This window comes from Myroides albus, assembly GCF_024722315.1.
GTDB classification, from domain to species: Bacteria; Bacteroidota; Bacteroidia; order Flavobacteriales; family Flavobacteriaceae; genus Flavobacterium; species Flavobacterium album_A.
The window spans coordinates 41153-67574 of record NZ_CP102754.1 but is presented as its reverse complement, the minus strand read 5'-3'; the positions used below and the strand labels follow the sequence as shown (position 1 = coordinate 67574).

Genomic DNA, 26422 nt, shown 5'->3' with positions numbered 1-26422 from the left:
TAGCTATAAAGCACTTTGCGGAGTTAAATAATTGTAATATGAAATTTATAGTATCGAGTTCCTACTTGTTAAAACAGCTACAGGTTTTGGGTAGTGTTATCAATAGTAGTAATACCTTACATATTTTAGATAATTTTTTATTTGAATTAGATAATAATATATTAAAGGTTTCTGCTTCTGATTTAGAGACAACAATGTCAGCTACATTAGAGATTGAATCAACAAGTCAAGGAAGTATAGCTGTACCAGCTAAGTTGTTGTTAGAGACGTTAAAAACGTTTCCAGAGCAACCATTGACTTTCTCAGTGAAGGAAAACAATACAATTGAAATAAGTTCAGATGTTGGTAAATATGTATTGGCTTATGCTCAAGGAGAGGAGTTTCCAAAAGCTGAGTCTTTAGAAGATCCTTCAAAAACGGAGGTGCCAGCAGGAGTTTTAGCAACTGCGATTAGCAAAACTATATTTGCTGCAGGTAATGATGATTTGCGTCCAGTAATGTCAGGAGTATTCTTTCAGTTTTCTCCTTCTGGATTAATATTTGTTGCTACTGATGCTCATAAATTGGTGAAATATTCAAGATCTGATATTTCTTCTTCAAATGAAGCAAGTTTCATTATGCCTAAAAAGCCATTGACTATATTAAAGAATATTTTAATGTCTTCTGGAGCAGATGTAACGATCGAGTTTAATGAATCTAATGCACAGTTTTACTTTGATAATTATTCATTGACTTGTCGATTAATAGATGGTAAGTATCCAAATTACGAAGCAGTAATACCAAAGGAAAATCCAAATAAACTATTAATTAATAGAGTACAATTTTTAAATTCAGTTCGTCGTGTTTCTATTTATGCTAATAAGACTACACATCAAATTAGATTAAAAGTAGCAGGTACAGAATTAAACATTTCTGCTGAAGATATCGATTATTCAAACAAGGCTGATGAGCGATTGACATGTGATTATCAAGGTGATGATATGCAGATTGGGTTTAATTCACGTTTTCTTGTTGAGATGTTGAACAATCTTCAATCAGACGATATTCTCTTAGAAATGTCTTTGCCAAATAGAGCGGGAATCTTAACACCTGTTGATGGATTAGAAGATGGAGAATCTGTTACAATGTTAGTAATGCCAGTTATGTTGAATAACTAGAAAAATAAGAATATATAAAAGGGTTTACAAATCGTAAACCCTTTTTTTGGTACTATGAAAATCATTCTAATTGTTTAGGATGATTTTTTTATTGTAGTACGTTGAGTTGTATGGTTGTATTATAGTGTGTTTTTTTACAGAAAGGTATAAAATACTATAGGGCTGCTGTTTGTTGGTTTACGTTGAAGAATACGGGGGATAGATGAGGTGGAAGCTATGAATTATGCAATGCTGATGTATGAACTTATATCACAGTGTTGTATTTGGATTACTTGTAGGTTTTATAGGCGAATGGAGCTGATGCTTTTTTAAGGTGAGAATTCTGTTTTAGTACTTGTTTGCGAAATGTCTTAAGGTGTTCTAATCTGCTTTTTGACTAAATATCAATTGGATTTATTGACTATTGGTCTTGTTTTCTTGTAATCACCAATATTGAGAGAGAAACAGGATTGCTAATAGGCTATAAGTGAGAGAGAATTTAATGTTGGCTCATGGTATTATAGTTTACCCTCATTTGTATCACATAAATTGGTAAGAGTCGTTTAAGGTGCAAAGTAAGTGCGGAAAGTGTAAAGAAGGAACTTTGTTCGATGATGGACAGTAAAGTAATATTGACTATAGGTTTATCAGTGTATTTCGTTGAGTACTTTAATACAGCAAACACAAAAGCATTGTTGACAAAATTATAGCTCTACTTTTAAGGGAAGAATGATTGTGGAAATCCATATCTGTCAATGCGGCTATCTGTTAGTGCGCTTTTTGGAGCTATAGCTCTCAACTACTTTTATTAACGATGTGAACAGGTGCTGTTTTGGTCGCACTTTCTTAGGGGATTCTAGGGGGATACTAGGGGTTTTCTTCGAGAAACACCCCTTTTTGTGGACAAAAGTGCAAGGATACCGCAAGAAAAGTGCAAGAAAGCCCAAGGAAAGTACTATTTTTTATTCTGCTATTTAAACACTGATTTCCTTTAGCTAAATACTATAAAGCAATTCTACTTCATATCTCTTTCATTCGCTCTAAAACATAAGTATAAGGGCTACTATTTTTAGAAAGAGATATCATCTCTAAATGAATTCTGGAATAGTGATGGTTGAACTTTATCTATAGTTCTAAATTTGTGCATAAGAGCTGATGTGAAAGTTTTCTTGTTCAAGTATAGATAAAAAAAATTGAACTCGTCAAGTGTTGAGAGTTCAATTTAATGTTTTAGGAAACCATAGTTTTAATTGTAGTAAAAGTAATAGTTATTTGTATTTTTCTGATTTCCTATAGCTAATGTAGGATATTTTATTTAATTATATGTTGTTATTTCTTTAAATTAACATTAGTTATCTTAAATGGATAATTCAAATATCTTATTTGGATAAAATGTTAAAAAATGAGAGTCTTTTATATTTTTATAAATCTAATCTAAAGGTTTTTCGTTCTTTGTGAATGATTGGATTTAAGTTTTTCCATAACAATTGAATTTTATTGTTTTCAATTAAAAGAGGATTGGTTTCTATGAATTCAATATTGTGTTTTTTGAAACAGTCATATATTTCTCTAAATATAACTGCAGTAATTCCCTTACTTCTGTATTCTGGATCTACTCCTATAAGATAAAACTCTGCATGATTGTTCTTTCTTATGGCTTTAAGTAAATGTAAAAAACCGAATGGGAATAATTTGCCATTTGCTTTTTGAAATGCTTTAGAGAATGACGGCATAGTGATGGCAAATGCAATCATCTTATTGTTTTCATCCATGATACAAGAGATGAAATCGGGGTGGATGAATTGAAGGTATTTTTCTTTATAATGCTCAATTTGAAAATCTTGTATAGGAACAAAACTTTGTAGGTCAGCATATGTTTTGTTTAAAAGAGCGAACATTTCATTCACATAAGGCATTAGCTCTTTTGTCGTTTTGAATTCAAGTGCTTTTACATTATAGCGACTTTCTATCAAACTGGCCATCTTAGTTAATTTTCCTTCGTTATAGAGTGTCTTGTCTAATTTGTATTCTATCCATTCAGCTTCAGGTTTAAAGCCTAATTGTTCAAGGTGTATAGGGTAGTATTCAGGATTGTATATCCCGATCATGGTAGCAATATAGTCAAACCCCTTTGTTAGCATTCCTGCTTTATCCATATTAGAAAATCCCATAGGGCCTTCTATATAGTTCATTTTATGGGTTTTTCCGAACTCTTTAACGACTTGAATTAACGCTTTAGTAACTTCGATATCATCAATCATCTCAAGCCATCCAAATCTGACTTTGCTCTTGTGTAAATCGTTTACTTCTGTCCAGTTAATACAACAAGCAACACGGCCTACAATTTCGTTGTTTTTATACGCTAAGAAGAATTTTACATCAACACTTTTGAATATGTCATTTTTCAGATCGAAACTCTTTATTTCTTCTTTTATGATGGGAGGGACCCAATAAGGATTGTTCTTATAAAGTTTAAAAGGGAATTTGACAAAATCAGCTATTTCCTTTTTGCTTTGAGCTTCTATAATCTTTATCATTTTGTAAGTCTTATCATCTGTTAGATTTACAAAGATAATTATTTGTGAGTGTATTAAAACTTTATTACCTAAGCTTTTTGATTGTAATTAGTTCATTGTGTGTTTGGCTTTTCGGATATATGCGAGTGGAGTACATCTCTTTTTCAAACATCTGCAAAAAGGCGTTATTTCTTTTTCTGTGATGTTCGTCTAATATGATAGTGTTGAATAATATAAAACCATTAACTGATAATAATTCCTTTAGGTGAGATACAAAATAGTCCTCGAATAGAAAACTTGGCATCGTGTAATCTTGAAAGATGTCGATGACAATCAAGTCAAAGGTTTCTTGACTTCTAAGAACATATTCGAAAGCATCCATTTCAACGATAGTGTGCTTATGAGTTAGCTTTTTTAAATTGAAGTACTTCTTTCCTAAATGGATAACTATAGGATCAATTTCAACGCTAATAATGTTCTCTTGGTAGTTAATATAATTTCTTAAAGTATCGACTATGCTACCTGCTCCTAATCCTAAAACCAAGATATGATTCATCTCTTTTATTTTATGACTGCCAATAAATTTTAGTCCATCTCGAAGTACTTTTTCAAGATTTCCATAGGAGTAGTTTGTATTTGTAGAATCTAAATTTAATTCTCCTTTATGCCATGTAACTTCTAATTGATTGTTGATTTTAGAGTTTGTTTTTTTTATGGTAATTGGAAAAAAATAGCTTAGAAATTTAGTTATCATTTAAACGTTTTTAATTGCAAAGATAGTGCATTACTTTATTGAAATAGGACATGGATTATTATTCTTTTATTTAGGTTTGAAGTTGCTAAAAGTTCCGTCTTTATAAAAAATAATAATTTGGTCTATGTCGCTATTTGAATTAAAAGACTGTGCGATTGGAGCTAAATTTGTCAAGCTTTTACTTTCAATATTTTCCTCTTTTTTTGTTAAAATATTATTTTCTTTTTCTCGTTTATCTTCATCAAATAGAGTAGGGGAAATAGGTGTGTTGGTTAAAGAAGGGATGTCTTTTTGTATGTTTATTTCCTGATTATCGAGGTTGTTAAAATTGCCTTTTCCCTTGAGTAACCACAAGAGATTAATGTCGGGAAAGGTGTCATTTATTTTTAGAATGAAATCTAAACTTGGTTTGTTTCTACCCGATAGAAGGTGAGATAAACTCGATCTTTGTACTCCAATTTTATCGGCAAAAGCGGAAGCAGTATAGTCTAATGTTTCCAGTAAAAATTCTAATCTGTTTACAAAATTGTCCATAGGTATTTGTTTAAAAATGTAAATACATACAAAATATATAACTGTTTACAAATGTAATTATTTATTGTATATATCCAATGTTTACAACTGTATATATGTAAACTATGTTAACGTATTGGTTTAATATATAGTACTTAAATAGTTGATTTATTATGTTTTGTGTTTTTATTTTGTTTGAAATGATTTATTTGCAAGTAACAGTATGAATGTATACTAATGTAAATTACAATTGTAAACTATGATTTTAATTTAACTGTTTACAGATGTAAAAAAATATCTGTTTACATTTGTAATACTAATGAAAAGTAACTCAAGCAATGGAGGTAGATAATATTGTAAAGACCAATACTTATAGTAAAATTAAGGGTAGGTATATCACTAATAAAAGTATCGAGGATTTTTTACGAGACTTAAAGTATAGCTTTAAGTTAAATATAGAAGGAGAATCTGTTTTGGGAAAAGAGATTAAAAGTATTACTTGGGGGAATGGTAGTATAAGAATTTTGATGTGGTCTCAGATGCATGGTAACGAATCAACCACAACAAAAGCAGTGATAGATTTGTTAAATTACCTCTCTGATGATACTCAGGTAGAAGTGTTAAAATGGAGGGATATTTTTACTTTAAGAATCATACCTATATTGAATCCTGATGGTGCTGAATTTTATACAAGAGTAAATGCTAATGGAATAGATTTGAATCGAGATTCAATAGATTTGAAAGAACCAGAAAGTAGAATTCTTCGAAAAAGTATAGAGGATTTCAAACCTAATTTTGCATTTAATCTACATGATCAAAGAACTATTTTTGGAGTGGGTTCAAGTAATCTACCAGCTACTATTTCTTTCTTGTCACCAGCATATAATTTTGAGCGCGATATTAATTCATATAGGGAAGTAGCTATGAAGTTGATTGCTGCTGTCAAAGATAAATTAGAAAGAGATCTTCCTGGTCAGGTAGGTAGATTTGATGATAGTTTTAATATTAATTGCATAGGTGATTATTGTCAGACACTCAATATACCAACTGTGTTATTTGAAGCAGGGCATTATCAAGGAGATTATGATCGAGAGCAAACGAGAATGTTTGTATTTAAATCTTTGTTGTATATGCTTGATGGAATAGCTACTCAATCATATTTTAACTATACTATTGAAGATTATTTTCAAATCCCAGAAAATGAGAAAAACTTTTGTGATGTAGCTTTAACCAATGTAGTCTTTAGTGATTCTGGTGAAAGTTATATTGTGAATATTCAATTTTTAGAAGAATTAGAGGAGGAAAAAGTTAAATTTTGCCCCATTGTTGTGGATATTAATAAAAAACAAAGTAAATTTGTGCATCTTTCAATAAATAAAGTTTTTTACTTTAAAAAAAGTAGTAGATTTATGATAGAGATGTTGAATAAAAATTTGTCAGATGTTGTAAATATTGAAGATGTCGAGGTTAAAAAACTATTAAAAAAATAATAAAATTTAAGGTTTTTTGAATAAAGATGATTTTTATTTAGTATTATTGTACAGAATTATAGATTTAGAATTAAGATAAATAATTGATTTATGAGTAAATTTCGTTTAGATGAAATCGATCACCAAATATTAGATATGTTGATTGATAATACGAGAGTTCCTTTTACAGATATTGCAAAAAAACTTTTAATCTCGGCAGGTACTGTTCACGTACGCGTTAAGAAAATGGAAGATGCAGGTATTATCCAAGGTTCTTCATTAACATTAGATTATGAGAAATTAGGTTATGCTTTCATTGCTTACATTGGAATATTTCTTCATAATACTTCTCAAACTAAATTCGTTTTAGAGAGAATTAATGAAATACCATTTGTTACAGTGGCTCACGTTACAACAGGTAAATTTAATGTGTTCTGCAAAATTAGAGCTAAGAATACACGTCATGCAAAAGAAGTTATTTATATGATTGATGACATTGAAGGAGTTTACAGAACTGAATCAATGATTTCTTTAGAAGAAAGTATCAATGATAAAAAACGTTTAATGCATACTATTTTTAAAGAATTATAGTATTCATAATACTTATAGAACAAAAAAGAAAACTGCTATATGGCAGTTTTTTTTGTATAATTACCATTGATAATAAATAGAGTAGTATGGATTCATTGACTCAGATTGTTTTAGGAGGGGCTATAGGAAATGCTGTAGCGGGAAAGAAACTAAAGAATAGAGCTGTTCTGTATGGTGCTATCGCTGGAACTATACCGGATTTAGATGTTGTTGTTGGTTGGATGACTGATCCTTTGACCGCCTTGGAAATCCACAGAGGCGTGAGTCATTCTATATTATTTGCAATTTTCGCTTCTTTTCTTCTAGGGTTTGTAGTGTATAAGATTGAGAAAAAAAATGGGCTAACTTACGAAGAAGGATATTGGTTGTTTTTCTGGGGCTTGTTTACGCATTCTATTTTAGATGTATTTACCTCATGGGGAACACGTGTATTGTGGCCTTTTGATTATATGTTTGCCTTTAAATCTATTTTTGTAATAGATCCTCTTTATACCTTGCCCTTCATTTACTTTTTAATTAGGTCCATGCGCGAGAAGAATAATTTAAGAAAGCGAATGAGGTTTAATAATTTAGGATTGATTGTTAGTTCTTCATATTTAGCTTTGACTTTACTTTTGAAGGCATTGGCTTTTTATAAGTTTACTGATGCTCTTGATAGAGTAAATGTTAGTTATAGTGCTCTTTCTGTAAAGCCTACTGCGATGAATGTTGTGTTGTGGAATGGAATTGTCGAAACAAAGGATAGTTTTTTAATAGGGGAGTATTCTTTTTTTGATACTTCAGAAATAAAGTTTCAGACATTCCCTAAGAATCACGAGTATCAAGAACATTTAGAAAATCATGTTTTATTAAAAAGGCTTATAAAGGTGTCTGAGGGACAGTATACTTTTACGGAAGATAATGATAAAATATTTTTTAATGATTTGAGATTTGGTCTTTTGAAAAATGATGAAGAAGATATTCAATTTGCTTTTAGTTATGATTTTTATGTTGATGATGATGGACAATTATCAGTCAGAGAGGTGAAGAAAGAAAAGCGAGATGGTGTTAAACTATTGAGAAAACTTTGGAAAAGGATGGGTGGTGTATAGTTAGTTCTATGAAAATAAATTGATAACTACTATATTTGGATAAATAAAAAATGACACTATGAAAATTTTAATATCACCTGCTAAAAGTTTAGATTATACGACGAGTATACCTGTTGATATTGTGACAAAACCTCAATTTTTAAAAGAATCAAAAACAATTAATGAAGTTCTTAAATCCAAAACTCCAATGGATTTAATGGACTTAATGAAGATATCTAATGCACTTGCTGATTTGAACTGGAAAAGAAATCAGGAAAGAAATTACCAAAAGTCAGAGAAGAACAAGCAAGATTTTAGACAAGCTATTTTTGCTTTTAATGGAGATGTTTATGTTGGGCTTGATGCGTATTCTCTTAAAGATGAGAAATATGATCAGCTTCAAGATAAAGTAAGGATTTTGTCTGGACTTTATGGTATTTTAAGACCGTTCGATGAGATTGAGCCTTATCGATTAGAAATGGGAACTAAATTGGCGATTAACGAGTTTGGAAACTTATATGAATTCTGGAAGCCTGTGCTGGCTTCTGCTTTGAATAAGGAATTGAAACAAGATGAGTTGGTGGTCAATTTAGCGAGTAATGAGTATTTTAGTTCAATCGATACTAAGGTTTTAAAAGGAAAATTAGTTATACCTGAGTTTAAAGAGTTGCGTGATGGCAAATTAAAGACAATTAGTTTTTATGCTAAAAAAGCAAGGGGAATGATGGTTAGATATATTTTGGATAACAATGTGGAAGATATTGATGGATTAAAAAAATTCAATATTGATGGATATGCTTTGAGTGAAAGTGAATCTAAAGGAAATAAGTTAGTTTTTACAAGATAAATAAATAAGTTAGCCAATTATTTTATGGAAATGATACATTATATCAGCTCGGATATTTTTACGATTGAAAAGCTAAATGAGATTTTAACTCAAAATCAGAAGATACAGTTGTCTGAAGAAGCAAGGGCAAATATTGTAAACTGCCGTGATTATTTAGATAAAAAAATGGATACTCAAGCGGATCCTATATATGGAATAAATACGGGGTTTGGTTCTTTGTGTAATGTGAAGATAGACAATAGTAACTTGTCAAGATTACAAGAAAATCTTATGAAATCACATGCCTGTGGGACTGGGGACTTAGTGCCTGAGGAGATTGTGAAAATCATGTTGCTGTTGAAAGTGAAATCTTTGAGCTTCGGTCATTCTGGTGTTCAGTTGGAAACTGTAGAGCGATTGATTGATTTTTACAATAACGATATATTACCTGTTGTGTATACACAAGGTTCTTTGGGAGCATCAGGGGACTTGGCGCCATTGGCTCACTTATCACTCCCTCTGATTGGTGAAGGAGAGGTGTACTGTGAGGGATTTAGACAACCTGCTTCTAAGGTTTTAGAGAAGTATGGTTGGGAACCAATTGTCTTGAAATCAAAAGAAGGCCTGGCGTTGTTAAATGGTACGCAATTTATGAGTGCTTATGGTTGTTATGCGTTGTTAAAGTCAAAAAAGCTTTCTTATTTAGCTGATTTGATAGGTGCGGTGTCACTTGAGGCATTTGACGGGCGAATAGAGCCTTTTAATGAATTGATTCACTACGTTCGTCCTCATAAAGGACAAATTTTGACTGCTCAGTTTTTTAATGAAGTTTTAGAAGGGTCTGAATTGATTAGTAGGGAAAAAGAGCATGTACAAGATCCTTATTCTTTTAGATGTATACCGCAAGTTCACGGTGCTTCAAAGGATGCAATTGACTATGTTGATCGCGTATTTAAAACTGAGATTAACTCTGTTACGGATAACCCTAATATCTTTCATAAAGATGACTTGATTGTTTCGGGAGGTAATTTTCATGGGCAACCTTTGGCGTTAGCTCTTGACTTTTTGAGTATAGCAATTGCTGAATTAGGAAGTATTTCGGAACGCAGAACTTATCAGTTGATATCTGGGCTTCGAGGTTTACCTGCTTTTTTAGTTTCTGATCCAGGTTTAAATTCTGGTTTTATGATACCGCAATATACAGCGGCGAGTATTGTGAGTCAGAATAAGCAATTGGCAACTCCTTCAAGTGTGGATAGTATCGTCTCAAGTAATGGACAGGAGGATCATGTGAGTATGGGTGCTAATGGCGCAACTAAAGCATTTAAGGTAGTAGAAAATTTAGAGAGGATATTGGCTATTGAGCTCTTTAATGCAGCGCAAGCTTTGGAGTTTAGAAGACCAATGAAATCGAGTGATTTTATAGAGGCTTTTGTGAAAACATATCGCGATGAAGTGTCTTTTGTTTCAGAAGATAGAATACTGCATTATGATATTGAAAAAACAGTAGGATTCTTGCAAACTTTTCAAATTGATTTAGAAGATTAATCGAAATTAATTACTAAAACTATATTAAACCACATTTTTTTAGAGATAAAGATGTGGTTTTTTAATATATTTGTTTTAGAATTTATTAAACTATATATAGTTGGCAACTACAAATAAATTAAAGTTATTGAATGACCCAATTTATGGGTTTGTCTCTATTCCTAATTCATTGTTGTATGATCTGGTACAGCATCCCTATTTTCAAAGACTTAGAAGAATTTCGCAAATGGGAGTTTCCTATTTGGTGTTTCCAGGAGCTCATCATACGAGATTTCATCATGCCTTAGGCTGTATGTATTTAATGCAAAAAGCTGTCCAAGTTTTGAGATTTAAAGGAGTTGCAATATCTGAAGAAGAAGAAACGGCTCTATATGTAGCTATTTTATTACACGATATTGGTCATGGACCATTCTCACATGCTATGGAACATAGTATAGTAGAAGGGGTTCATCACGAGATGATATCTCTGCTATTCATGAAAAAACTCAACAAGGAATTTAATGGTCAATTAGATTTGGCAATTAAAATTTTTAAAGGAGAGTATCATCGTAATTTTATGTTGCAATTAATATCCAGTCAATTGGATATGGATCGATTAGATTATCTTAAAAGGGATAGTTTTTATAGCGGTGTGGCAGAGGGTAATATTAATTCAGAACGCCTCATTCAGATGTTAAATGTGGTAGATGATAATCTAGTTGTTGAGGAGAAAGGTGTTTATTCTGTAGAGATGTTTTTAATAGCACGTAGGTTGATGTATTGGCAAGCCTATTTGCATAAGACAAGTGTGTGTGCTGAATTGATTTTGGTTCGCATTTTAAAACGTGCTAAGGAATTGTGTAGCAGGGGTAAAAAACTTTGGGCAAGTGAGGCATTGTCATTCTTTTTGTACAATCAGATAGACATTGAAGAGTTTGAAGACAAGGCTTTGGAGAATTTTTCATTATTGGATGATTCAGATATTATGGGAGCACTTAAGAGTTGGCAATTTCATGAGGACTTTATCCTGTCAACCCTAAGTAAAATGATTGTCAATAGAGATTTATTGCGTATAGAAGTTTTTAATAATAAGGAAGAACTTCAAAGTAAGATAGCTAATTTAAAAACAGTTGTCGCCGAAAAGTATGGTTTAAAATTAGAGTCTGCTAATTACTTTGCTTTCCAAGGAAAATTAAAGAATCAAGCATATAGCAAAGAGAAGCAGCCTATTATGATTCTGAAAAAAGATGGGGAGGTAGTTGATGTTCTGAAGGTATCGGATCATCTTAATTTAAAGCCACTGACAAAAACAGTTACCAAGTATTTAGTTTGTTATCCAAAAAATACTTTTCAAAGTTAAATTTCAATTATATTTTATATTTTTGCCCTAATGAAAATATCAGCAGAACAAATAGCATCAGTTTTAGGTGGTGAAGTTGTTGGGAACCCATCGGTTCAAGTTAGCACTTTGTCTAAAATTGAAGAGGGGAAAGAAGGTTCGTTATCTTTTTTAGCGAATCCTAAGTATGTAAATCATATTTATACTACGGAAGCATCTGTGGTTATCGTTAATAAAAGTTTTACTCCTGATCAAGAAGTGAAAACTACAATGATTAAAGTAGATGATGCTTACAAGTCATTTTCTAAATTATTGGAATACTATAATCAAGTGAAATTAATGAAATCTGGGATTGAGCAATATGCTGTTATTTCGGAAGGAGCTGTTCATGGCGATGATTTGTATCTTGGTAGCTTTTCATATATAGGAAGTAATTCTAAGATTGGTAATAATGTAAAGATATATCCGAACTCATTTATAGGAGATAATGTAGTTATAGGAGATAATACTATAATATTTGCAGGAGTAAGAATATACTCTGAAACGATTATTGGAAATAATTGTATTGTACATGCAGGTACTATTATAGGTTCTGATGGTTTTGGATTTGCTCCAAATGAAGATGGAACTTACAATAAGGTTCCTCAAATAGGTAATGTGATTATAGAAGATAATGTAGAAATTGGAGCAGGTACTACAATTGATAGAGCTACTTTAGGATCTACCATTATTAGACGAGGAGTTAAGTTAGATAATCAAATTCAAGTAGCACATAATGTTGAGATTGGCGAAAATACTGTTATCGCTTCTCAAACGGGAATTGCGGGTTCTACAAAAATCGGAAAGCACTGTCTAATTGGAGGACAGGTAGGTATTGTAGGGCACTTGACAATTGGAGATAATGTTAAGATACAAGCGCAATCAGGAGTTACTAAAAACTTGAAAAATGATTCAGCTGTTCAAGGTACTCCAGCGTTGGGGCATGCAGATTTTTTAAGATCGTACAGTTATTTTAAAAATCTTGCTAAATTAGCCGAGGACGTAGAACTTTTAAAAAAGAAGTATTAGTTTATATTTAATTATAGCCTATCAAAACTAAAAAGATTTAATTATGGTTAAGCAAAAAACCATCCAAAACGAGATTACTTTAGTAGGAGTTGGTTTACATACAGGACAAGAGGTTACAATGACTTTTAAACCTGCGCCTGTAAACAACGGATTTACTTTCGTTAGAGTGGATTTAGAAGGGCATCCTGTTATTGAAGCAGATGCTAATTATGTTGTGAACACGCAACGTGGTACGAATTTAGAGAAAAAAGGAGTTCGTATTCAAACAACAGAGCATGTATTAGCGGCATTAGTTGGATGTGATTTAGATAATGTTATTATTGAGTTGAATGCTTCAGAGCCTCCAATTATGGACGGTTCTTCAAAATACTTTGTAGAGGCTGTAGAAAAAGCAGGAGTAGTAGAACAAGATGCTGAGCGATATGAATATATTGTAAAAGAGGTTATCTCTTATGTTGATGATGCTACAGGAAGTGAGATTATTGTCATGCCTTCGGATAGTTACCAAATTACTGCAATGGTAGATTTTGGTACAAAGGTGTTGGGGACTCAGAATGCTACTTTAAAGTCTATGAGTGATTTTAAAGAAGATATTTCTGAAGCTCGTACATTTAGTTTTTTACATGAATTAGAAGCGTTGTTAGCTCATGGTCTTATAAAAGGCGGTGATTTGAATAATGCAATTGTTTATGTGGATAAAGAAATTTCTCCAGAGACAATGGAGCATTTAAAGAAAGCTTTTGGTAAAGATCAAATTAGTGTGAAACCGAATGGGGTATTGGATAATTTGACTTTGCATTATCCAAATGAGGCTGCTCGACATAAACTTTTAGATGTTGTAGGAGATTTGGCTTTAATCGGTACTCGTATTAGAGGAAAAGTTATTGCAAATAAACCAGGACATGCTGTGAATACTGCATTTGCTAAGAAAATGTCTAAGATTATTCGCAATGAGAAAAGAAATCATGTTCCAACATATGATTTACACAAAGAGCCTTTTATGGACGTAACAAGAATTATGGAGCTATTACCACATAGACCACCTTTCTTGTTAGTAGATAAAATATTAGAAATGTCTGATACTCACGTAGTGGGTGTTAAGAATGTTACAATGAATGAGCCTTTCTTTGTAGGACATTTCCCTGGAGCACCTGTAATGCCTGGTGTATTGATTTGTGAAGCAATGGCACAATCAGGAGGTATATTAATTTTAAGTACTGTTCCAGATCCAGAAAATTATTTAACTTATTTCATGAAGATGGATAATGTGAAATTTAAGAATAAAGTATTCCCAGGTGATACTTTGATTTTTAAATTAGAATTAATCACTCCTATCAGACGTGGTATTTGTCATATGCAAGGTTATGCATATGCAAATGGTAAGTTAGTAGCAGAAGCAGAATTAATGGCTCAAATATCAAAGATAAATAACTTATAAAAGAAGAATATGAATCAGCCTTTAGCATATGTTCATCCAGGCGCAAAGATAGCACGAAATGTAGTTATTGAGCCTTTTACAACGATTCATAATAACGTTGAGATTGGTGAGGGAACTTGGATAGGTTCGAATGTGACTATCATGGAAGGAGCTAGAATCGGGAAAAACTGTAAGATTTTTCCAGGTGCTGTAATTTCTGCTGAACCACAAGATTTAAAATTTGAAGGTGAAATAACTACTGTAGAAATAGGGGATAATACAACTATTCGAGAGTGTGTCACTATAAATAGAGGAACAAAAGATAGATATAAAACCGTAATAGGAAGTAACTGTTTGATTCAGGCATATAGTCATATTGCACACGATTGTATCGTTGGTAATAACTGTATCTTTTCTAACTCAAGTACTTTGGCAGGACACGTAACAATTGGTGACTATGTTGTATTAGCTGGTCTTGTAGCTGTACACCAATTCTGTACTATTGGTTCTCATTCTTTCATTACAGGAGGTACTTTGGTGAGAAAAGACGTTCCTCCTTATATTAAGGCTGCACGTGAGCCAATTTCATATGCAGGTATTAACTCTGTAGGGTTGAGAAGAAGAGGTTTTGAACCTGAAAAAATTAGAGAGATTCAAGATATTTATCGAATCTTATATCAAAAGAACTTTAATACTACACAAGCTTTGGAATTAATTGAAGCTGAAATGGAAGCTACACCAGAACGTGATGAAATATTAATGTTTATCCGTAATTCATCGAGAGGAATTATGAGAGGATATTCGGGAATTTATTAATTAGTAATACTAAAATATATTAAAAGCAATGGCAACGACGTCTGATATTAGAAATGGTTTATGCATTAAGTATAACAATGATATTTATAAAATTGTAGAATTCTTACATGTTAAACCTGGGAAGGGACCTGCATTTGTTAGAACTAAAATGAAAAGTTTAACTAATGGTAAAGTATTGGAAAATACTTTTTCAGCAGGACATAAAATCGATCCTGTAAGAGTAGAAACTCATAAGTTTCAATATTTATATCCAGAGGGAGATCAGTTCCACTTTATGAATGTTGAAAATTACGAGCAGATTACTTTACTTAGAGATATTTTAGATGCTCCAGATTTATTGAAAGAAGGAGAGAATGTAATGGTTCAAATTAATACAGAAACTGAGTTGCCAATAGCTGTTGATATGCCAGCTTCTGTTATATTAGAAGTTACATACACTGAGCCTGGTGTAAAAGGAAATACTGCAACAAATGCTACTAAACCGGCAACTGTTGAAACAGGTGCTAATGTGAATGTACCATTATTTATCAATGAAGGTGATAAAATCAAAATTGATACAACAAATGGCGCTTACATTGAGCGTATCAAGGAATAATTAATTTCAGATAAGGTAGACTATGCGTTTTGCAAAAGTTCAAGATTTACAAACTATTGCTGATATTATAGGTTGTAAGTTTGTTGGTGATTCTAATTTTCTGGTGTATGGTATGAATGAAATTCACGTTGTACAAGAAGGAGAAATTGTTTTTGTAGATCACCCAAAGTATTACGACAAGGCATTAAATTCAAATGCAACAATTATTCTAATCAATAAAGATGTTGAATGTCCTGAGGGTAAAGCTCTTTTGATTTCGGATGATCCTTTTAGAGATTTTAATAAGTTGTCAAAATACTTTAATCCTTTTAAACCGGCATTAAAAGTTCAGGCTGAAGATGCGGTTATAGGCGAGGGAACTGTTATTCAACCAAACGTATTTATTGGGCATAACGTAAAGATTGGAAAAAACTGTCTTATCCATCCTAATGTAGTTATATACGATGGTACCGTTATAGGTGATAATGTTGTTATTCATGCTGGTACTATTTTAGGAGCAGATGCTTTTTATTACAAAAAGCGTCCAGAAGGATTTGATCCATTGGTTTCTTGTGGTCGTGTTGTTATTGAAGATAACGTTGGTATCGGTGCTGCTTGTACTATCGATAGAGGTGTTACAGGAGATACGACTATTAAAGAAGGAGCTAAGATTGATAATCAAGTTCATATAGGACATGATACAGTAATTGGTGTTCGTTGCTTGATTGCTGCACAGTGTGGTATTGCTGGCTGTGTAGTTATAGAAGATGAAGTGACTCTATGGGGGCAAGTAGGGACAACAAGTGGTATCACAATTGGTACAAAAGCTGTTGTTTTAGCACAATCAGGTGTATCTAAATCTTTAGAAGGAGGTAAGGTGTACTTTGGTTACCCAGCTGAGGAGTCTCGCGAAAAGTTGAAACAGATTGCATACGTCAAACGTATTCCTGAAATAATGGAAAAAGTGAAACAGTTATAATCGTTTTTCGTTATCAAGGGAGAATTAGTTAGTAATATTAATATAACTTAACGTTTAACTAAGATAAAAAGTTTTATTGCTTGATAGAATTGTTTATTTTTGTGAGAGTAAGTTTAAATAAATAAAAACAAGATCATGAGTGTTTTAGTAAATAAAGATTCAAAAATAATCGTTCAGGGATTTACTGGTAGTGAAGGTACATTCCACGCTTCGCAAATGATTGAATATGGAACAAACGTTGTAGGTGGTGTTACTCCAGGTAAAGGAGGAAGTACTCATTTAGATCGTCCAGTATTCAATACAGTAAAAGAAGCTGTAGATAATGCAGGTGCAGATACTTCTATTATTTTCGTTCCGCCAGCATTCGCTGCAGACGCTATTATGGAAGCTGCAGATGCGGGAATTAAAGTTATTATTTGTATAACTGAAGGTATTCCTGTAGCAGATATGATCAAAGCTTATGATTACATCAAAACAAGAGATTGTCGTTTAGTTGGACCTAACTGTCCAGGTGTTATTACTCCAGGTGAAGCTAAAGTTGGTATTATGCCAGGTTTCGTATTTAAAAAAGGGACTGTAGGTATTGTTTCTAAATCAGGAACTTTAACTTATGAAGCTGCAGATCAAGTTGTGAAACAAGGTTTAGGAATTACAACTGCTATCGGTATCGGTGGAGATCCTATCATTGGAACAACAACAAAAGAGGCTGTTCAATTGTTAATGGCTGATCCAGAAACTGAAGCAATCATTATGATTGGTGAAATCGGTGGTCAATTAGAAGCAGATGCTGCACGTTGGATTAAAGAGAATGGTAATAAAAAGCCTGTAATTGGATTTATTGCTGGTGAAACAGCTCCTAAAGGTAGAACAATGGGACATGCTGGTGCTATTGTTGGAGGTGCTGATGATACAGCAGCAGCAAAAAAACGTATTATGGCAGAATGTGGAATCCACGTAGTAGATTCTCCTGCTGAAATAGGTAAGAAAGTAAAAGAAGTATTAGGTTAATTACCTGAATACATTTTATAGTATAAGGCTCTCAAGATTTCTTGGGAGCTTTTTTTGTATTGTATCTACATCAATACATATAGATTTGGATATTACCTATTACTCTAATGGAAGTAACAAATTAAGTTTAGTTGTGCTTTCTTGGAGGGAAATGAATGAAATATAGTATTTGGACGAATCGTTTTTGAAATTGATTATGAAGGATCGTCTAATATATTTTTCAAACTAAATTGTTAGTCATTTTTTCTTTAGTTGTAAACCTAACGGTTTGTTTAGGTATGAGCTTTCTTTTCTTAACTAATATTATAGCTAATTATATGAGAGGTGTTATTGTTAGAGGATATTCAGAAACAACTTTACAGTAGAGTGGGAAACTGTAGTTGTTTAAGATTAGGTTGAAATGTAGCAATCTTCTGTTGTAAACTCCCTAATGGTTAATGCATTAATAAAAGGATAATTATTTGTCTTTTTAGTGAGTTACGGATGACTAAACAATCACTGTTTTATTGTATCGTAATGTTAGGGTGATAAGCTAAAAAAAGAGGCAGTATCACTATGATACTGCCTCTTTTATATTGTATTAACTTTTATCTCAATTGAGCATTTAGATTATTCTCAAGTTGATATTTTATTTTTCCCATTATCTTCTCAACTTGACTGTCAGTCAATGTTTTTGAAGCATCTTCCATTAAAATAGAGATTGCATAAGACTTTTTACCTTCCTCTATCTTATCACCTTGATAAACGTCAAATAAAGTAACATCTTTAATTGTGTTCTTATCAACTTGTTTTACGATATTATAGATTTGGTCAAATGTAATATGTTCGTCTATTAAAAGAGCGTAATCGCGTTTAACAGAAGGGAATTTATTAATCTCTGTAAATTTAATCTTTTCAGAAATGAATTTTAAAACATTTTCCCAATTGAAATCTGCGTAACAAACTTCTTGTTTAATATCCAGTTCTTTTAAAATTGCTTTTTTCAAGATACCAAATTCAACAATTAAATCTTTTCCGATGTAATATGCTATACCTTCAGAGAAAACATCATTATCTGTTGGCTGAGTGGTAGCTTTACTTAAGCCCAATCTCATCAAAATTCCATTGATATAACCTTTGAACTCGAAAAAGTCTGTTGCTTTAGGGGTAGAGTTCCACGTTGCTTTGGTACCGTTACCTGTTGCAAATAATGCAAAGTGCTTGTGTTCTTCAAAGCTTCCAAGCATTTTGTGATAAGACTTACCAAATTCAAAAAGTTTTAAATCTGTTCTCTTTCTGTTAATGTTATAAGCGATAGCTTCTAACCCACCAAACAATAAAGTTTGTCGCATCACACATAAATCGTGACTTAATGGGTTGAGTATATCAACTTGAAAACTTGATTTTAAGCTTTCTGATAAATTACTATAATCTGGAGTAGTTAAAGAGTTAGACATAATTTCGTAGAACCCTTGACTAACTAACAAATTTGAAATCGTATTCTGAACTTTGTGATCTTCAGTTCTCGAATTATTAGAAATCGTTGCGTTTAATTTCGAAGAAAAGGTAATATTATTAAAACCGTATACTCTTAGTATTTCTTCAATTACATCAATTTCTCTTGTTACGTCTGCACGATATGCGGGTACTGTAATTCCAAGACCTACATCAGACATGCTATGTACTTTTATATCAAGAGATACTAATATTTTTTTGATTGTCTCTTTAGAGATTTCTTCTCCTAAAATTCTGTTGATATTATTGAAATTCAAGAATACAGAATAATCTTCAATTCTCTTAGGGTACAAATCAACGATATCAGAAGTTATTTCTCCCCCAGCAACCTGTTGGATCAATAAAGCAGCGTGTTTTAAAGCATATTCTGTTATAGAAGGATCTATACCTCTTTCGAATCTGAAAGAAGAATCAGTATTTAATCCGTGTCTTTTCGCAGCTTTACGAATTGCTACAGGGTGAAAATAAGCACTTTCTAAAAAGATAGAAGTTGTGTTTTCGCTTACAGCAGTTCTTGTTCCTCCAAAAACCCCAGCCATACACATAGGTCCATTCTCATCACAAATCATTAAATCATCTTGGTGTAGTGTTCTTTCTATATCGTCTAATGTTTTGAATTTTGTTCCTGCTTCAACTGTTTTAACGATTACTTTCCCACCTTTTATTTTGGCAGCATCGAATGCATGCATAGGTTGTCCTAAATCGTGTAAAACGTAGTTAGTAACGTCTACGATATTGTTTTTAGGTGTTATTCCTATCGCTTTCAGCCTGTTTTGTAACCATTCAGGTGATTGTTTAACTTCAATTCCCGAAATAGTAACCCCACAATATCTTGGAGCTCTTTTATAGTCTTCTACGCTTACATCAATTTTTAATGTACGTCTTTCAACTTTGAATTTGCTAACAGAAGGAGTAATTAGCTCTTTGTGTTGGGTTTCTTCTTTTGAATTTTGAAGTAGTCCAGCTCTAAGGTCTCTTGCAACTCCCCAATGACTCATAGCATCAGAGCGGTTTGGCGTTAGTCCGATTTCGAATACTTCGTCTGTAACAATATTAAATACTTCAGCTGCAGGAGTACCTGGTGTCAAATTTTGATCAAGTACCATGATACCATCTCCATCTGTTCCAACACCTAATTCTACTGCTGAACATATCATTCCGAAGCTTTCTTCACCTCGTATTTTACCTTTTTTAATTTGAAATGCATTTCCTTCTGCATCAAATAGCTCAGTGCCAATTGTCGCCACTGCTACTTTCTGCCCAGCTGCAACGTTGGGAGCTCCGCATACGATTTGTACTGGCTCACCTGCTCCTAAATCTACTTTCGTTACATTTAACTTATCAGCATTAGGATGTTTTGTACATGATAGTACATGTCCAACAACAACTCCTTTTAAACCACCTTTAAGGCTTTCGTAATGAGTAATTCCTTCAACTTCAAGACCTAAGTCTGTTAATATCTCAGAAGTCTCATCTGGTGTAATGTCTAATTTGATGAATTGTTTTAACCAATTGTATGAAATATGCATTCGAATAATTTTTATAAGTACGCAAATATAAGCATTGCGAAAGTTTAAGGGAAATTATTTATGATTAAATATTTCTAAATAGCAGTGTGCTAAAAGAAATTATAAAAATTTATTTCTGATCTCTGGAGAGGGGATAGGGCATTCACTTTTTTTACCAAACCATTTATAGCGATTACGGGCTATAAAATCATAGATGGAATCTGTTAATTTCTGAGGGAATATTGAAAATATTCCTATCATAGAATAGTAAGAACCTAAGTAGGATGCTATCTGAAAGGCCGCTTTAGATTTAATATAGTAGGCTTTGCCTGGTTCGTACAAAACAATACTATCAATCTTACTGCGATCAACTCCGATGTATTGTAGAATTTCTTTTCCTATTTCAGAATCTAAAGAAGTGAATCTAAACTGATCTTTTTTATCAGCTGCAATAATCTTTTGGACGGTGCTGTCACAGAAATTACAGACACCGTCAAAAAGGATTATTTTCTTATTTTTAGGGAAAGCTATCATTATTTTTTTCGTTCTACCATTTCCAGTTGTTCTAAATCAACTTTTGAAGTAAAGATACCATAATTAACTGTGGCTTTGTTCTTTTCAATTACATCAATTGTTCCTACAGCCTTACCATCAATCATTCTAACACGATCTCCGATTTTTAAAGGAAACTTCGGTTTATTTTGATCTTGTTGTTTCTTCTTTTCTTTTTCTTCTTTCTTCTCTTGACGAATTATTTCAACCTTCTGTTCAACTTCTTTTATTACTTCTTTCTGAACTTTTTCTTTTTCTTTTTTCTCTTTAATTGTTACTTTTTTTCGTTTAGAATTTTCTATTTCTACCACTTTTAAAAGTTCGCTAAAAAGTGTTTTCTTACTTTTGTTATTAAAGTATTTTTCAGAGAGATCATCTAACTTTTGTCCAAGATATAGTAGGCGTTGATTAGCGTCAAAAAGTTCTTGATACCTTTCTAATTTATCTTGTATTCTCGCATTAGTTTCCTCAAGCCTTTTACTCTCCTGTCTTGCACGTGTTTCTTCTTCTTTTAGGTTATTTGACGTGCGCTCCATTTTATGTCGCTCTTTCTGCAAGTTTGCAATTGTTTTGTCGAAGCGAACTTTGTCACTTTCGACTTTCTTTTTAGCGCGATTTATTAAGCTAAATGGAATACCATTCTTCTGTGCAACTTCAAATGTAAATGAACTACCAGCTTGACCAACATTTAATTTGTACATAGGTTCTAATGATTTTTCATCAAAGAGCATATTTGCGTTGGTAGCACTTGGCAACTCATCTGCTAATATTTTTAGATTAGTATAGTGCGTGGTGATGATTCCATAGGCATTGCGTTCATAGAATTCTTCTAGGAATACTTCCGCAAGTGCACCTCCAAGTTCAGGATCTGACCCTGTACCAAATTCATCAATTAAAAAAAGTGTTTTGTCATTACATTTTTTCAAAAAGTAATTCATGTTTTTTAATCGATAGCTGTAAGTACTCAAGTGGTTCTCTACAGATTGATTATCTCCAATGTCTGTCAATATTCGATCAAATAGAAAAGTTTTACTTCGCTCGTGAACAGGAATTAACAAACCTGATTGGAGCATAAGTTGAAGTAAACCTACAGTCTTTAGTGTAATACTTTTACCACCAGCATTAGGTCCAGAAATCACAATGATTCTACTGTCTTCTTCGAGTGATATCGTTTGGGGATAAGTTGTCTTTCTCTTAGATTTGTTACTCAAATATAGAATAGGGTGGTATGCTTCTCTGAAATACAATGTTTTTTCCTTTGTTATCTCAGGTAACAAACCATTTATTTTATTAGCATATTTAGCCTTAGCAGCCGTTACATCGATATAAGTAAGGAAATGCTGGTATTCAATTAATACATCTCTAAAAGGGCGTATAGTGTTTGTTAGAGCTTTAAGTATTCTAACTATTTCTTCTCTTTCCTCATATTCTAAGTTATTGAGTTCTCTTGAGAATCTCATAGTCGCCTCTGGCTCTATATAAACAATACTACCTGTTTTCGATTGTCCTAATACATTTCCTTTTACTTTGCGTCTGTGCATTGCAACTACAGCAAGTACACGTCTATTCTCGACGACAGTTTCTCTGATATCGTCTAAATACCCAGAGCTGTTGTATTGCGTTAAGGCTTGTCCAAAACTTTGATTAATCTTTCCACGGACAATATTGATGTTCTTGCGAATATTTAATAAATCAATAGAAGCATTGTCTTTAATCTCTCCATATTTGTCTAATACGTTTTCTATTGACTTTAAAATTGTTTTCTCAACGATTACTTCCTGTATTTCTTCATACAAAAATGGATAATATTCCTCGAATTTCTTTAAGAATATCAGTAAGTTAATCGTTGTGTCAGTTAGTGAGAATATCTTTTTGAAACTACTAACTTCTAAAAAACTATCCTCAATACCCAAGAACTTTAATTCGTATGAAATACTGTCAAAATAGTGATTGGGAATTATGTTATTATTAGTAAAAGAAGAAACGTATTCTGAAGTTTGTTTTAGTGATTTAATTGTTTCTTGTGCACTGCGAAATGGCGTAATTTCTAAAGCAGCTTGTTTACCTGATTCAGTTACGCACAATTCGGATACAGTTTCTAATACTGAATCAAATTCTAAGTCTTCTAATGTCTTCTTATTTATTGATGTCATTCGATTGTAAAAAATTAGAACTACAAAAATAGTATTATTTGCTAATATTCTGATTTTATATAGATCGGATTGTTTTAAAAATTCTACTTTAGATAGGTTAATCTAAAATAGAAATTAGAAAAATGAAAAGTACTGAGATAGGACAAGAGTTATTACATGAGTTGCAAGATAAAGTAAAGTATAGAAAGTTTAAAAAAGGTGATGAGATACTTAGTTTAGGAGAGACTTGTGATTTTGTAGGCTTTGTAAATAAAGGAGCATTGAGAATGTATTATATAGAAGAAAATGGAAAAGAAGTATCTTTCTCATTCTATTTGCAGAATGATGTCTTTACTAACTATGAAGGAATACTAACGGGAAAACCTTCTAATCTAATTATTACAGCTTTAAATGATGTAGAGGTAAGTATCATTTATAAAAAGGAGTTATTAAGATATTATGAGACTTCTTTAAAGGCTCAGCGTATTGGTAGAATAATGGCAGAGGCTATTTTTTTACAAGCTAAAAAACGCATTGATTTTTTACTTTTTTTGAATCCAGAACAGCGGTACTTACAACTTGTGTCTGACACACCAAAGATTTTTGAGCAAGTTCCTCAAAAGTACATTGCAAGTTATTTAGGAATAACTGCTCAGTCTTTATCAAGAATTCGAAAGAGAATTACTCAAGAAAGATTAACTTAAGTGAATTTTTATGTTTTGAATGCAAGCTATCTTTGTCTTATACATTCAAATTAATTAAGGGTATGACTCTATTTTCAATTATTCAGTTTTTAAATTTTGTAATTTTTATTTTTCTCTCTTTTATTCACTTCTACTGGGCATTTGGAGGTAAAAGAGCTTTAGATTGCGTATTGCCCTCTCAGTTAAGTGGAAAAGTATTTAAACCAAGTGTTTTAGGAACTATTTGTGTGGCTTTTTTTTTACTTTTCTTTGGTGTGTTTCCTTACATATTAGTTGGTTACGTTAATTACCTATATTTGTTATTGTTTGTGCTTTTTGGATTAAGAGTGATAGGTGATTTTAAATATGTTGGGATATTCAAGAAGATTACCAATACTACTTTTGCCATTTGTGATAAAAAGTACTTTATTCCTCTATGTATCTATCTAAGTGTTTCTAATTTGTTTTTATTCATTTTTATAGGCTAAATCTTTCTGTTCAATGATGTATATCAGGTATTCTGTGTTTTTATTTTTTGTAATTTGTAAGGACTTTAAATAAGACTTTTTACAAACTAAAATAGCGCATACTTATGAAATATGTATCAGCAGAAGAAGCTGCGAAAGTAGTCGAATCAGGCAATAGAATTTATGTACATGCCGCAGCGGCAACCCCTAATATATTAACGAAAGCGATAAGTGATCGCGCCAGTGAATTGAGAAATGTTGAATTTTGTCATATTCACACAGAAGGACCTGCTCCTTATGCTGATCCTTCTTTGGCTGATAGTTTTCATGTAAATTCATTTTTTATAGGAAAGAATGTAAGACACACAATAACTGAAGGGAACGGATCGTATACGCCCGTTTTTTTAAGTGAAGTACCTACTTTATTGGTCGCAGACTGTAGTTAAAACTATGCACTTTAGTGCATTTAGCTTTCAGCTTCTAAAAATGTTTACCTTTGATATATGGAATATCAACGAACCGGAGGACATAGTGTATCACGTTTAACCGCCCATATAGTATGGGTGACTAAATATCGTTATCCAGTATTGGAAGGAGATATTCAGATACGTTGTCGTAGTCTGATCATTCAGATTTGTGAAGCAGAAGATATTCAAATTTTAAAAGGTGTAGTATCAAAGGATCATGTTCATCTTCATATAGAATATCGACCATCTCAAAACATAAGTAATATTGTCAAACTCTTCAAGGGTCGTACCTCAAGGAAACTCCAAATAGAATTTCCTGAGTTGAAGCACAGATACTGGGGACGTCACTTTTGGGCAATAGGCTTTGGTTGTTGGAGTACAGGAAATATTACTGATGAAATGCTAAATCAATATCTTGAACACCATCGTAAACCAAATGATAACGGAGGTAACTTTATACTTGAGTAAGTAGCTCCACCCAGGCAGACTTTAGTCTGCTTTAACAAACTATGGACTTTCAGTCCATAGTGGTTTATTTCGAAAAGGCGTACTGAAAATAGACGTTGTTCTTATTCAAGTTTCACCTCCTGATGAACATGGTTTTTGCTCATTAGGTGTTTCAGTAGAAGGAACTGTTGCTGCTATGGAGAATGCTCGATGGGTCATTGCCCAAGTCAATAAGAATATGCCACGTACATTTGGAGATAGTGTATTGCACATATCAAAAATTGACTTAGCAGTAGAACATCACTCGCCGATTTATGCGAGTAAGCAATTGCCTATCACAGATACAGAGAAGGTTATAGGGCAGTATGTAGCAGAATTGATAGAAGATGAAAGTACGCTTCAAATGGGGATTGGTTCTATTCCTAATGCTGTTTTATCTCAGTTGACTTCTCATAAGCATTTAGGTTTGCACACGGAGATGTTTTCAGACGGGGTAATTGATTTGATAGAAAGTGGAGTAATTGATTGTTCTCGAAAAACAATAGCAAAGGGTAGGGCACTTGCAACCTTTTTATTGGGGTCAGAGCGCTTGTACAAATTTGTAGATAACAATCCTTTTATTGTGATGAAAGAGTCAAGTTATGTCAATGACACTTCTATTATCCGACAAAATCCTAAAGTTGTAGCGATTAACTCTGCCTTAGAAGTTGATTTAACAGGACAAGTGTGTGCAGATTCACTTGGAGTAAAGATGTATTCTGGCGTTGGAGGTCAAATGGACTTTGTAAGAGGAGCTTCTTTGAGTAAAGGAGGAAAAGCGATCATTGCTTTGAGTTCTACAAGTAATAAAGGACATAATCGCATCGTTCCCTTTTTAAAACAAGGAGCAGGGGTGGTAACCACTCGTGCGCATGCTCAATATATTGTGACAGAATATGGTGTAGCTGATTTGTATGGTAAAACCTTAAAGCAACGTGTGTCAGCAATGGTAGAAATTGCACATCCAGATTTTAGAGAAGAAATATTAAAGACGTACTACGAGAGTATAAAGTAAATAAAAAAACTCCCT

Annotated in this window: 22 protein-coding genes and 2 pseudogenes; 18 read left to right on the top strand and 6 right to left on the bottom strand. The window is 32.6% G+C overall.

Translation table 11 applies throughout. The features are described from left to right. Positions 1–38: 38 nt before the first annotated feature. On the top strand, positions 39–1157 hold the full coding sequence (gene dnaN / locus NWE55_RS00340) for a DNA polymerase III subunit beta (RefSeq protein ID WP_155091861.1): 1119 nt from the start codon (positions 39–41) through the stop codon (positions 1155–1157). 1400 nt (positions 1158–2557) lie between these two features. Here dnaN and NWE55_RS00335 read toward each other — a convergent pair. From NWE55_RS00335 to NWE55_RS00325, 3 genes are all read right to left on the bottom strand, one after another. Beyond that, the gene (locus NWE55_RS00335) at positions 2558–3673 is read right to left on the bottom strand and encodes a GNAT family N-acetyltransferase (RefSeq protein ID WP_155091860.1); all 1116 of its coding nucleotides are present in this window, start codon (positions 3671–3673) and stop codon (positions 2558–2560) included. A gap of 64 nt (positions 3674–3737) precedes the next feature. Beyond that, positions 3738–4406: a spermidine synthase gene (locus NWE55_RS00330; RefSeq protein WP_155091859.1), complete on the bottom strand. Its 669-nt coding sequence runs from the start codon at positions 4404–4406 to the stop codon at positions 3738–3740. A gap of 66 nt (positions 4407–4472) precedes the next feature. Further along, positions 4473–4940 carry a helix-turn-helix domain-containing protein gene (locus NWE55_RS00325; RefSeq protein WP_155091858.1) on the bottom strand — a complete coding sequence of 156 codons (468 nt, stop codon included), beginning with the start codon at positions 4938–4940 and terminating at the stop codon, positions 4473–4475. A 317-nt stretch (positions 4941–5257) separates the two neighbouring features. On the opposite strand from NWE55_RS00325, the gene NWE55_RS00320 reads away from it, so the two are divergent. The 12 genes from NWE55_RS00320 to sucD all read left to right on the top strand — a co-directional run bounded on the left by NWE55_RS00320 (position 5258) and on the right by sucD (position 17603). Next, complete coding sequence (locus NWE55_RS00320; protein WP_155091857.1) at positions 5258–6409, top strand: M14 family metallopeptidase; 1152 nt, start codon at positions 5258–5260, stop codon at positions 6407–6409. A gap of 90 nt (positions 6410–6499) precedes the next feature. Beyond that, the gene (locus NWE55_RS00315) at positions 6500–6979 is read left to right on the top strand and encodes an Lrp/AsnC family transcriptional regulator (RefSeq protein WP_006258948.1); all 480 of its coding nucleotides are present in this window, start codon (positions 6500–6502) and stop codon (positions 6977–6979) included. A gap of 86 nt (positions 6980–7065) precedes the next feature. Continuing rightward, positions 7066–8070 (top strand): metal-dependent hydrolase, encoded by a 1005-nt coding sequence (locus NWE55_RS00310; protein ID WP_155091856.1) that lies wholly within the window; start codon positions 7066–7068, stop codon positions 8068–8070. Positions 8071–8128: 58 nt separating this feature from the next. Continuing rightward, on the top strand, positions 8129–8896 hold the full coding sequence (gene yaaA, locus NWE55_RS00305) for a peroxide stress protein YaaA (RefSeq protein ID WP_155091855.1): 768 nt from the start codon (positions 8129–8131) through the stop codon (positions 8894–8896). A 24-nt stretch (positions 8897–8920) separates the two neighbouring features. After that, the gene (gene hutH / locus NWE55_RS00300) at positions 8921–10423 is read left to right on the top strand and encodes a histidine ammonia-lyase (RefSeq protein WP_155091854.1); all 1503 of its coding nucleotides are present in this window, start codon (positions 8921–8923) and stop codon (positions 10421–10423) included. A 100-nt stretch (positions 10424–10523) separates the two neighbouring features. Beyond that, complete coding sequence (locus NWE55_RS00295; protein WP_258204441.1) at positions 10524–11762, top strand: HD domain-containing protein; 1239 nt, start codon at positions 10524–10526, stop codon at positions 11760–11762. Positions 11763–11792: 30 nt separating this feature from the next. Beyond that, positions 11793–12809, top strand: coding sequence for a UDP-3-O-(3-hydroxymyristoyl)glucosamine N-acyltransferase (lpxD, locus tag NWE55_RS00290; protein ID WP_155091852.1), 1017 nt, complete (start codon positions 11793–11795; stop codon positions 12807–12809). Positions 12810–12852: 43 nt separating this feature from the next. Next, positions 12853–14247, top strand: coding sequence for a bifunctional UDP-3-O-[3-hydroxymyristoyl] N-acetylglucosamine deacetylase/3-hydroxyacyl-ACP dehydratase (locus NWE55_RS00285; protein ID WP_155091851.1), 1395 nt, complete (start codon positions 12853–12855; stop codon positions 14245–14247). Between the two features lie 9 nt (positions 14248–14256). After that, the gene (gene lpxA / locus NWE55_RS00280; RefSeq protein ID WP_155091850.1) at positions 14257–15042 is read left to right on the top strand and encodes an acyl-ACP--UDP-N-acetylglucosamine O-acyltransferase; all 786 of its coding nucleotides are present in this window, start codon (positions 14257–14259) and stop codon (positions 15040–15042) included. 28 nt (positions 15043–15070) lie between these two features. Then, entirely contained in the window at positions 15071–15637 is a 567-nt protein-coding gene (gene efp, locus NWE55_RS00275) for an elongation factor P (RefSeq protein ID WP_155091849.1), read from the top strand. A gap of 22 nt (positions 15638–15659) precedes the next feature. Continuing rightward, positions 15660–16595 (top strand): UDP-3-O-(3-hydroxymyristoyl)glucosamine N-acyltransferase, encoded by a 936-nt coding sequence (locus NWE55_RS00270; protein WP_155091848.1) that lies wholly within the window; start codon positions 15660–15662, stop codon positions 16593–16595. Between the two features lie 135 nt (positions 16596–16730). Then, positions 16731–17603 carry a succinate--CoA ligase subunit alpha gene (sucD, locus tag NWE55_RS00265; protein ID WP_155091847.1) on the top strand — a complete coding sequence of 291 codons (873 nt, stop codon included), beginning with the start codon at positions 16731–16733 and terminating at the stop codon, positions 17601–17603. A 587-nt stretch (positions 17604–18190) separates the two neighbouring features. Here sucD and pheT read toward each other — a convergent pair. The 3 genes from pheT to NWE55_RS00250 form a co-directional block, all read right to left on the bottom strand. Beyond that, positions 18191–20626, bottom strand: a complete 2436-nt coding sequence (gene pheT, locus NWE55_RS00260) for a phenylalanine--tRNA ligase subunit beta (protein WP_258204440.1) — start codon at positions 20624–20626, stop codon at positions 18191–18193. 99 nt (positions 20627–20725) lie between these two features. Further along, positions 20726–21139 carry a thiol-disulfide oxidoreductase DCC family protein gene (locus NWE55_RS00255; protein ID WP_155091845.1) on the bottom strand — a complete coding sequence of 138 codons (414 nt, stop codon included), beginning with the start codon at positions 21137–21139 and terminating at the stop codon, positions 20726–20728. Further along, the gene (locus NWE55_RS00250; RefSeq protein WP_155091844.1) at positions 21139–23310 is read right to left on the bottom strand and encodes an endonuclease MutS2; all 2172 of its coding nucleotides are present in this window, start codon (positions 23308–23310) and stop codon (positions 21139–21141) included. The genes NWE55_RS00255 and NWE55_RS00250 overlap by 1 nt, the downstream gene beginning before the upstream one ends. Before the next feature lie 122 nt (positions 23311–23432). Between NWE55_RS00250 and NWE55_RS00245 the strand changes: the two genes are divergently transcribed. The 5 genes and pseudogenes from NWE55_RS00245 to NWE55_RS00225 all read left to right on the top strand — a co-directional run. Next, a complete protein-coding gene (locus NWE55_RS00245; RefSeq protein ID WP_155091843.1) occupies positions 23433–23993 on the top strand; it encodes a Crp/Fnr family transcriptional regulator in 561 nt (186 codons plus the stop codon). Between the two features lie 62 nt (positions 23994–24055). Next, a complete protein-coding gene (locus tag NWE55_RS00240; RefSeq protein ID WP_155091842.1) occupies positions 24056–24460 on the top strand; it encodes a DUF3995 domain-containing protein in 405 nt (134 codons plus the stop codon). Positions 24461–24564: 104 nt separating this feature from the next. Beyond that, positions 24565–24864, top strand: a pseudogene (locus NWE55_RS00235) (sugar phosphate isomerase family); the annotation flags it as partial. A gap of 78 nt (positions 24865–24942) precedes the next feature. After that, positions 24943–25374 carry an IS200/IS605 family transposase gene (gene tnpA / locus NWE55_RS00230; protein WP_155093506.1) on the top strand — a complete coding sequence of 144 codons (432 nt, stop codon included), beginning with the start codon at positions 24943–24945 and terminating at the stop codon, positions 25372–25374. 46 nt (positions 25375–25420) lie between these two features. Then, positions 25421–26407: pseudogene (locus NWE55_RS00225) on the top strand (acetyl-CoA hydrolase/transferase family protein); the annotation flags it as partial. Between the last annotated feature and the right edge of the window lie 15 nt (positions 26408–26422).

What these genes read in the sequence shown, in the direction of transcription:
- NWE55_RS00255 (WP_155091845.1), bottom strand. Translation starts at nt 21,139, where the DNA reads ATGATAGCTTTCCCTAAAAATAAGAAAATAATCCTTTTTGACGGTGTC.
- NWE55_RS00330 (WP_155091859.1), bottom strand. Translation starts at nt 4,406, where the DNA reads ATGATAACTAAATTTCTAAGCTATTTTTTTCCAATTACCATAAAAAAA.
- lpxD (WP_155091852.1), top strand. Translation starts at nt 11,793, where the DNA reads ATGAAAATATCAGCAGAACAAATAGCATCAGTTTTAGGTGGTGAAGTT.
- hutH (WP_155091854.1), top strand. Translation starts at nt 8,921, where the DNA reads ATGGAAATGATACATTATATCAGCTCGGATATTTTTACGATTGAAAAG.
- yaaA (WP_155091855.1), top strand. Translation starts at nt 8,129, where the DNA reads ATGAAAATTTTAATATCACCTGCTAAAAGTTTAGATTATACGACGAGT.
- NWE55_RS00250 (WP_155091844.1), bottom strand. Translation starts at nt 23,310, where the DNA reads ATGACATCAATAAATAAGAAGACATTAGAAGACTTAGAATTTGATTCA.
- lpxA (WP_155091850.1), top strand. Translation starts at nt 14,257, where the DNA reads ATGAATCAGCCTTTAGCATATGTTCATCCAGGCGCAAAGATAGCACGA.
- NWE55_RS00335 (WP_155091860.1), bottom strand. Translation starts at nt 3,673, where the DNA reads ATGATAAAGATTATAGAAGCTCAAAGCAAAAAGGAAATAGCTGATTTT.
- NWE55_RS00270 (WP_155091848.1), top strand. Translation starts at nt 15,660, where the DNA reads ATGCGTTTTGCAAAAGTTCAAGATTTACAAACTATTGCTGATATTATA.
- NWE55_RS00285 (WP_155091851.1), top strand. Translation starts at nt 12,853, where the DNA reads ATGGTTAAGCAAAAAACCATCCAAAACGAGATTACTTTAGTAGGAGTT.
- NWE55_RS00325 (WP_155091858.1), bottom strand. Translation starts at nt 4,940, where the DNA reads ATGGACAATTTTGTAAACAGATTAGAATTTTTACTGGAAACATTAGAC.
- pheT (WP_258204440.1), bottom strand. Translation starts at nt 20,626, where the DNA reads ATGCATATTTCATACAATTGGTTAAAACAATTCATCAAATTAGACATT.
- tnpA (WP_155093506.1), top strand. Translation starts at nt 24,943, where the DNA reads ATGGAATATCAACGAACCGGAGGACATAGTGTATCACGTTTAACCGCC.
- NWE55_RS00315 (WP_006258948.1), top strand. Translation starts at nt 6,500, where the DNA reads ATGAGTAAATTTCGTTTAGATGAAATCGATCACCAAATATTAGATATG.
- NWE55_RS00245 (WP_155091843.1), top strand. Translation starts at nt 23,433, where the DNA reads ATGAAAAGTACTGAGATAGGACAAGAGTTATTACATGAGTTGCAAGAT.
- NWE55_RS00320 (WP_155091857.1), top strand. Translation starts at nt 5,258, where the DNA reads ATGGAGGTAGATAATATTGTAAAGACCAATACTTATAGTAAAATTAAG.
- sucD (WP_155091847.1), top strand. Translation starts at nt 16,731, where the DNA reads ATGAGTGTTTTAGTAAATAAAGATTCAAAAATAATCGTTCAGGGATTT.
- NWE55_RS00240 (WP_155091842.1), top strand. Translation starts at nt 24,056, where the DNA reads ATGACTCTATTTTCAATTATTCAGTTTTTAAATTTTGTAATTTTTATT.
- dnaN (WP_155091861.1), top strand. Translation starts at nt 39, where the DNA reads ATGAAATTTATAGTATCGAGTTCCTACTTGTTAAAACAGCTACAGGTT.
- NWE55_RS00310 (WP_155091856.1), top strand. Translation starts at nt 7,066, where the DNA reads ATGGATTCATTGACTCAGATTGTTTTAGGAGGGGCTATAGGAAATGCT.
- efp (WP_155091849.1), top strand. Translation starts at nt 15,071, where the DNA reads ATGGCAACGACGTCTGATATTAGAAATGGTTTATGCATTAAGTATAAC.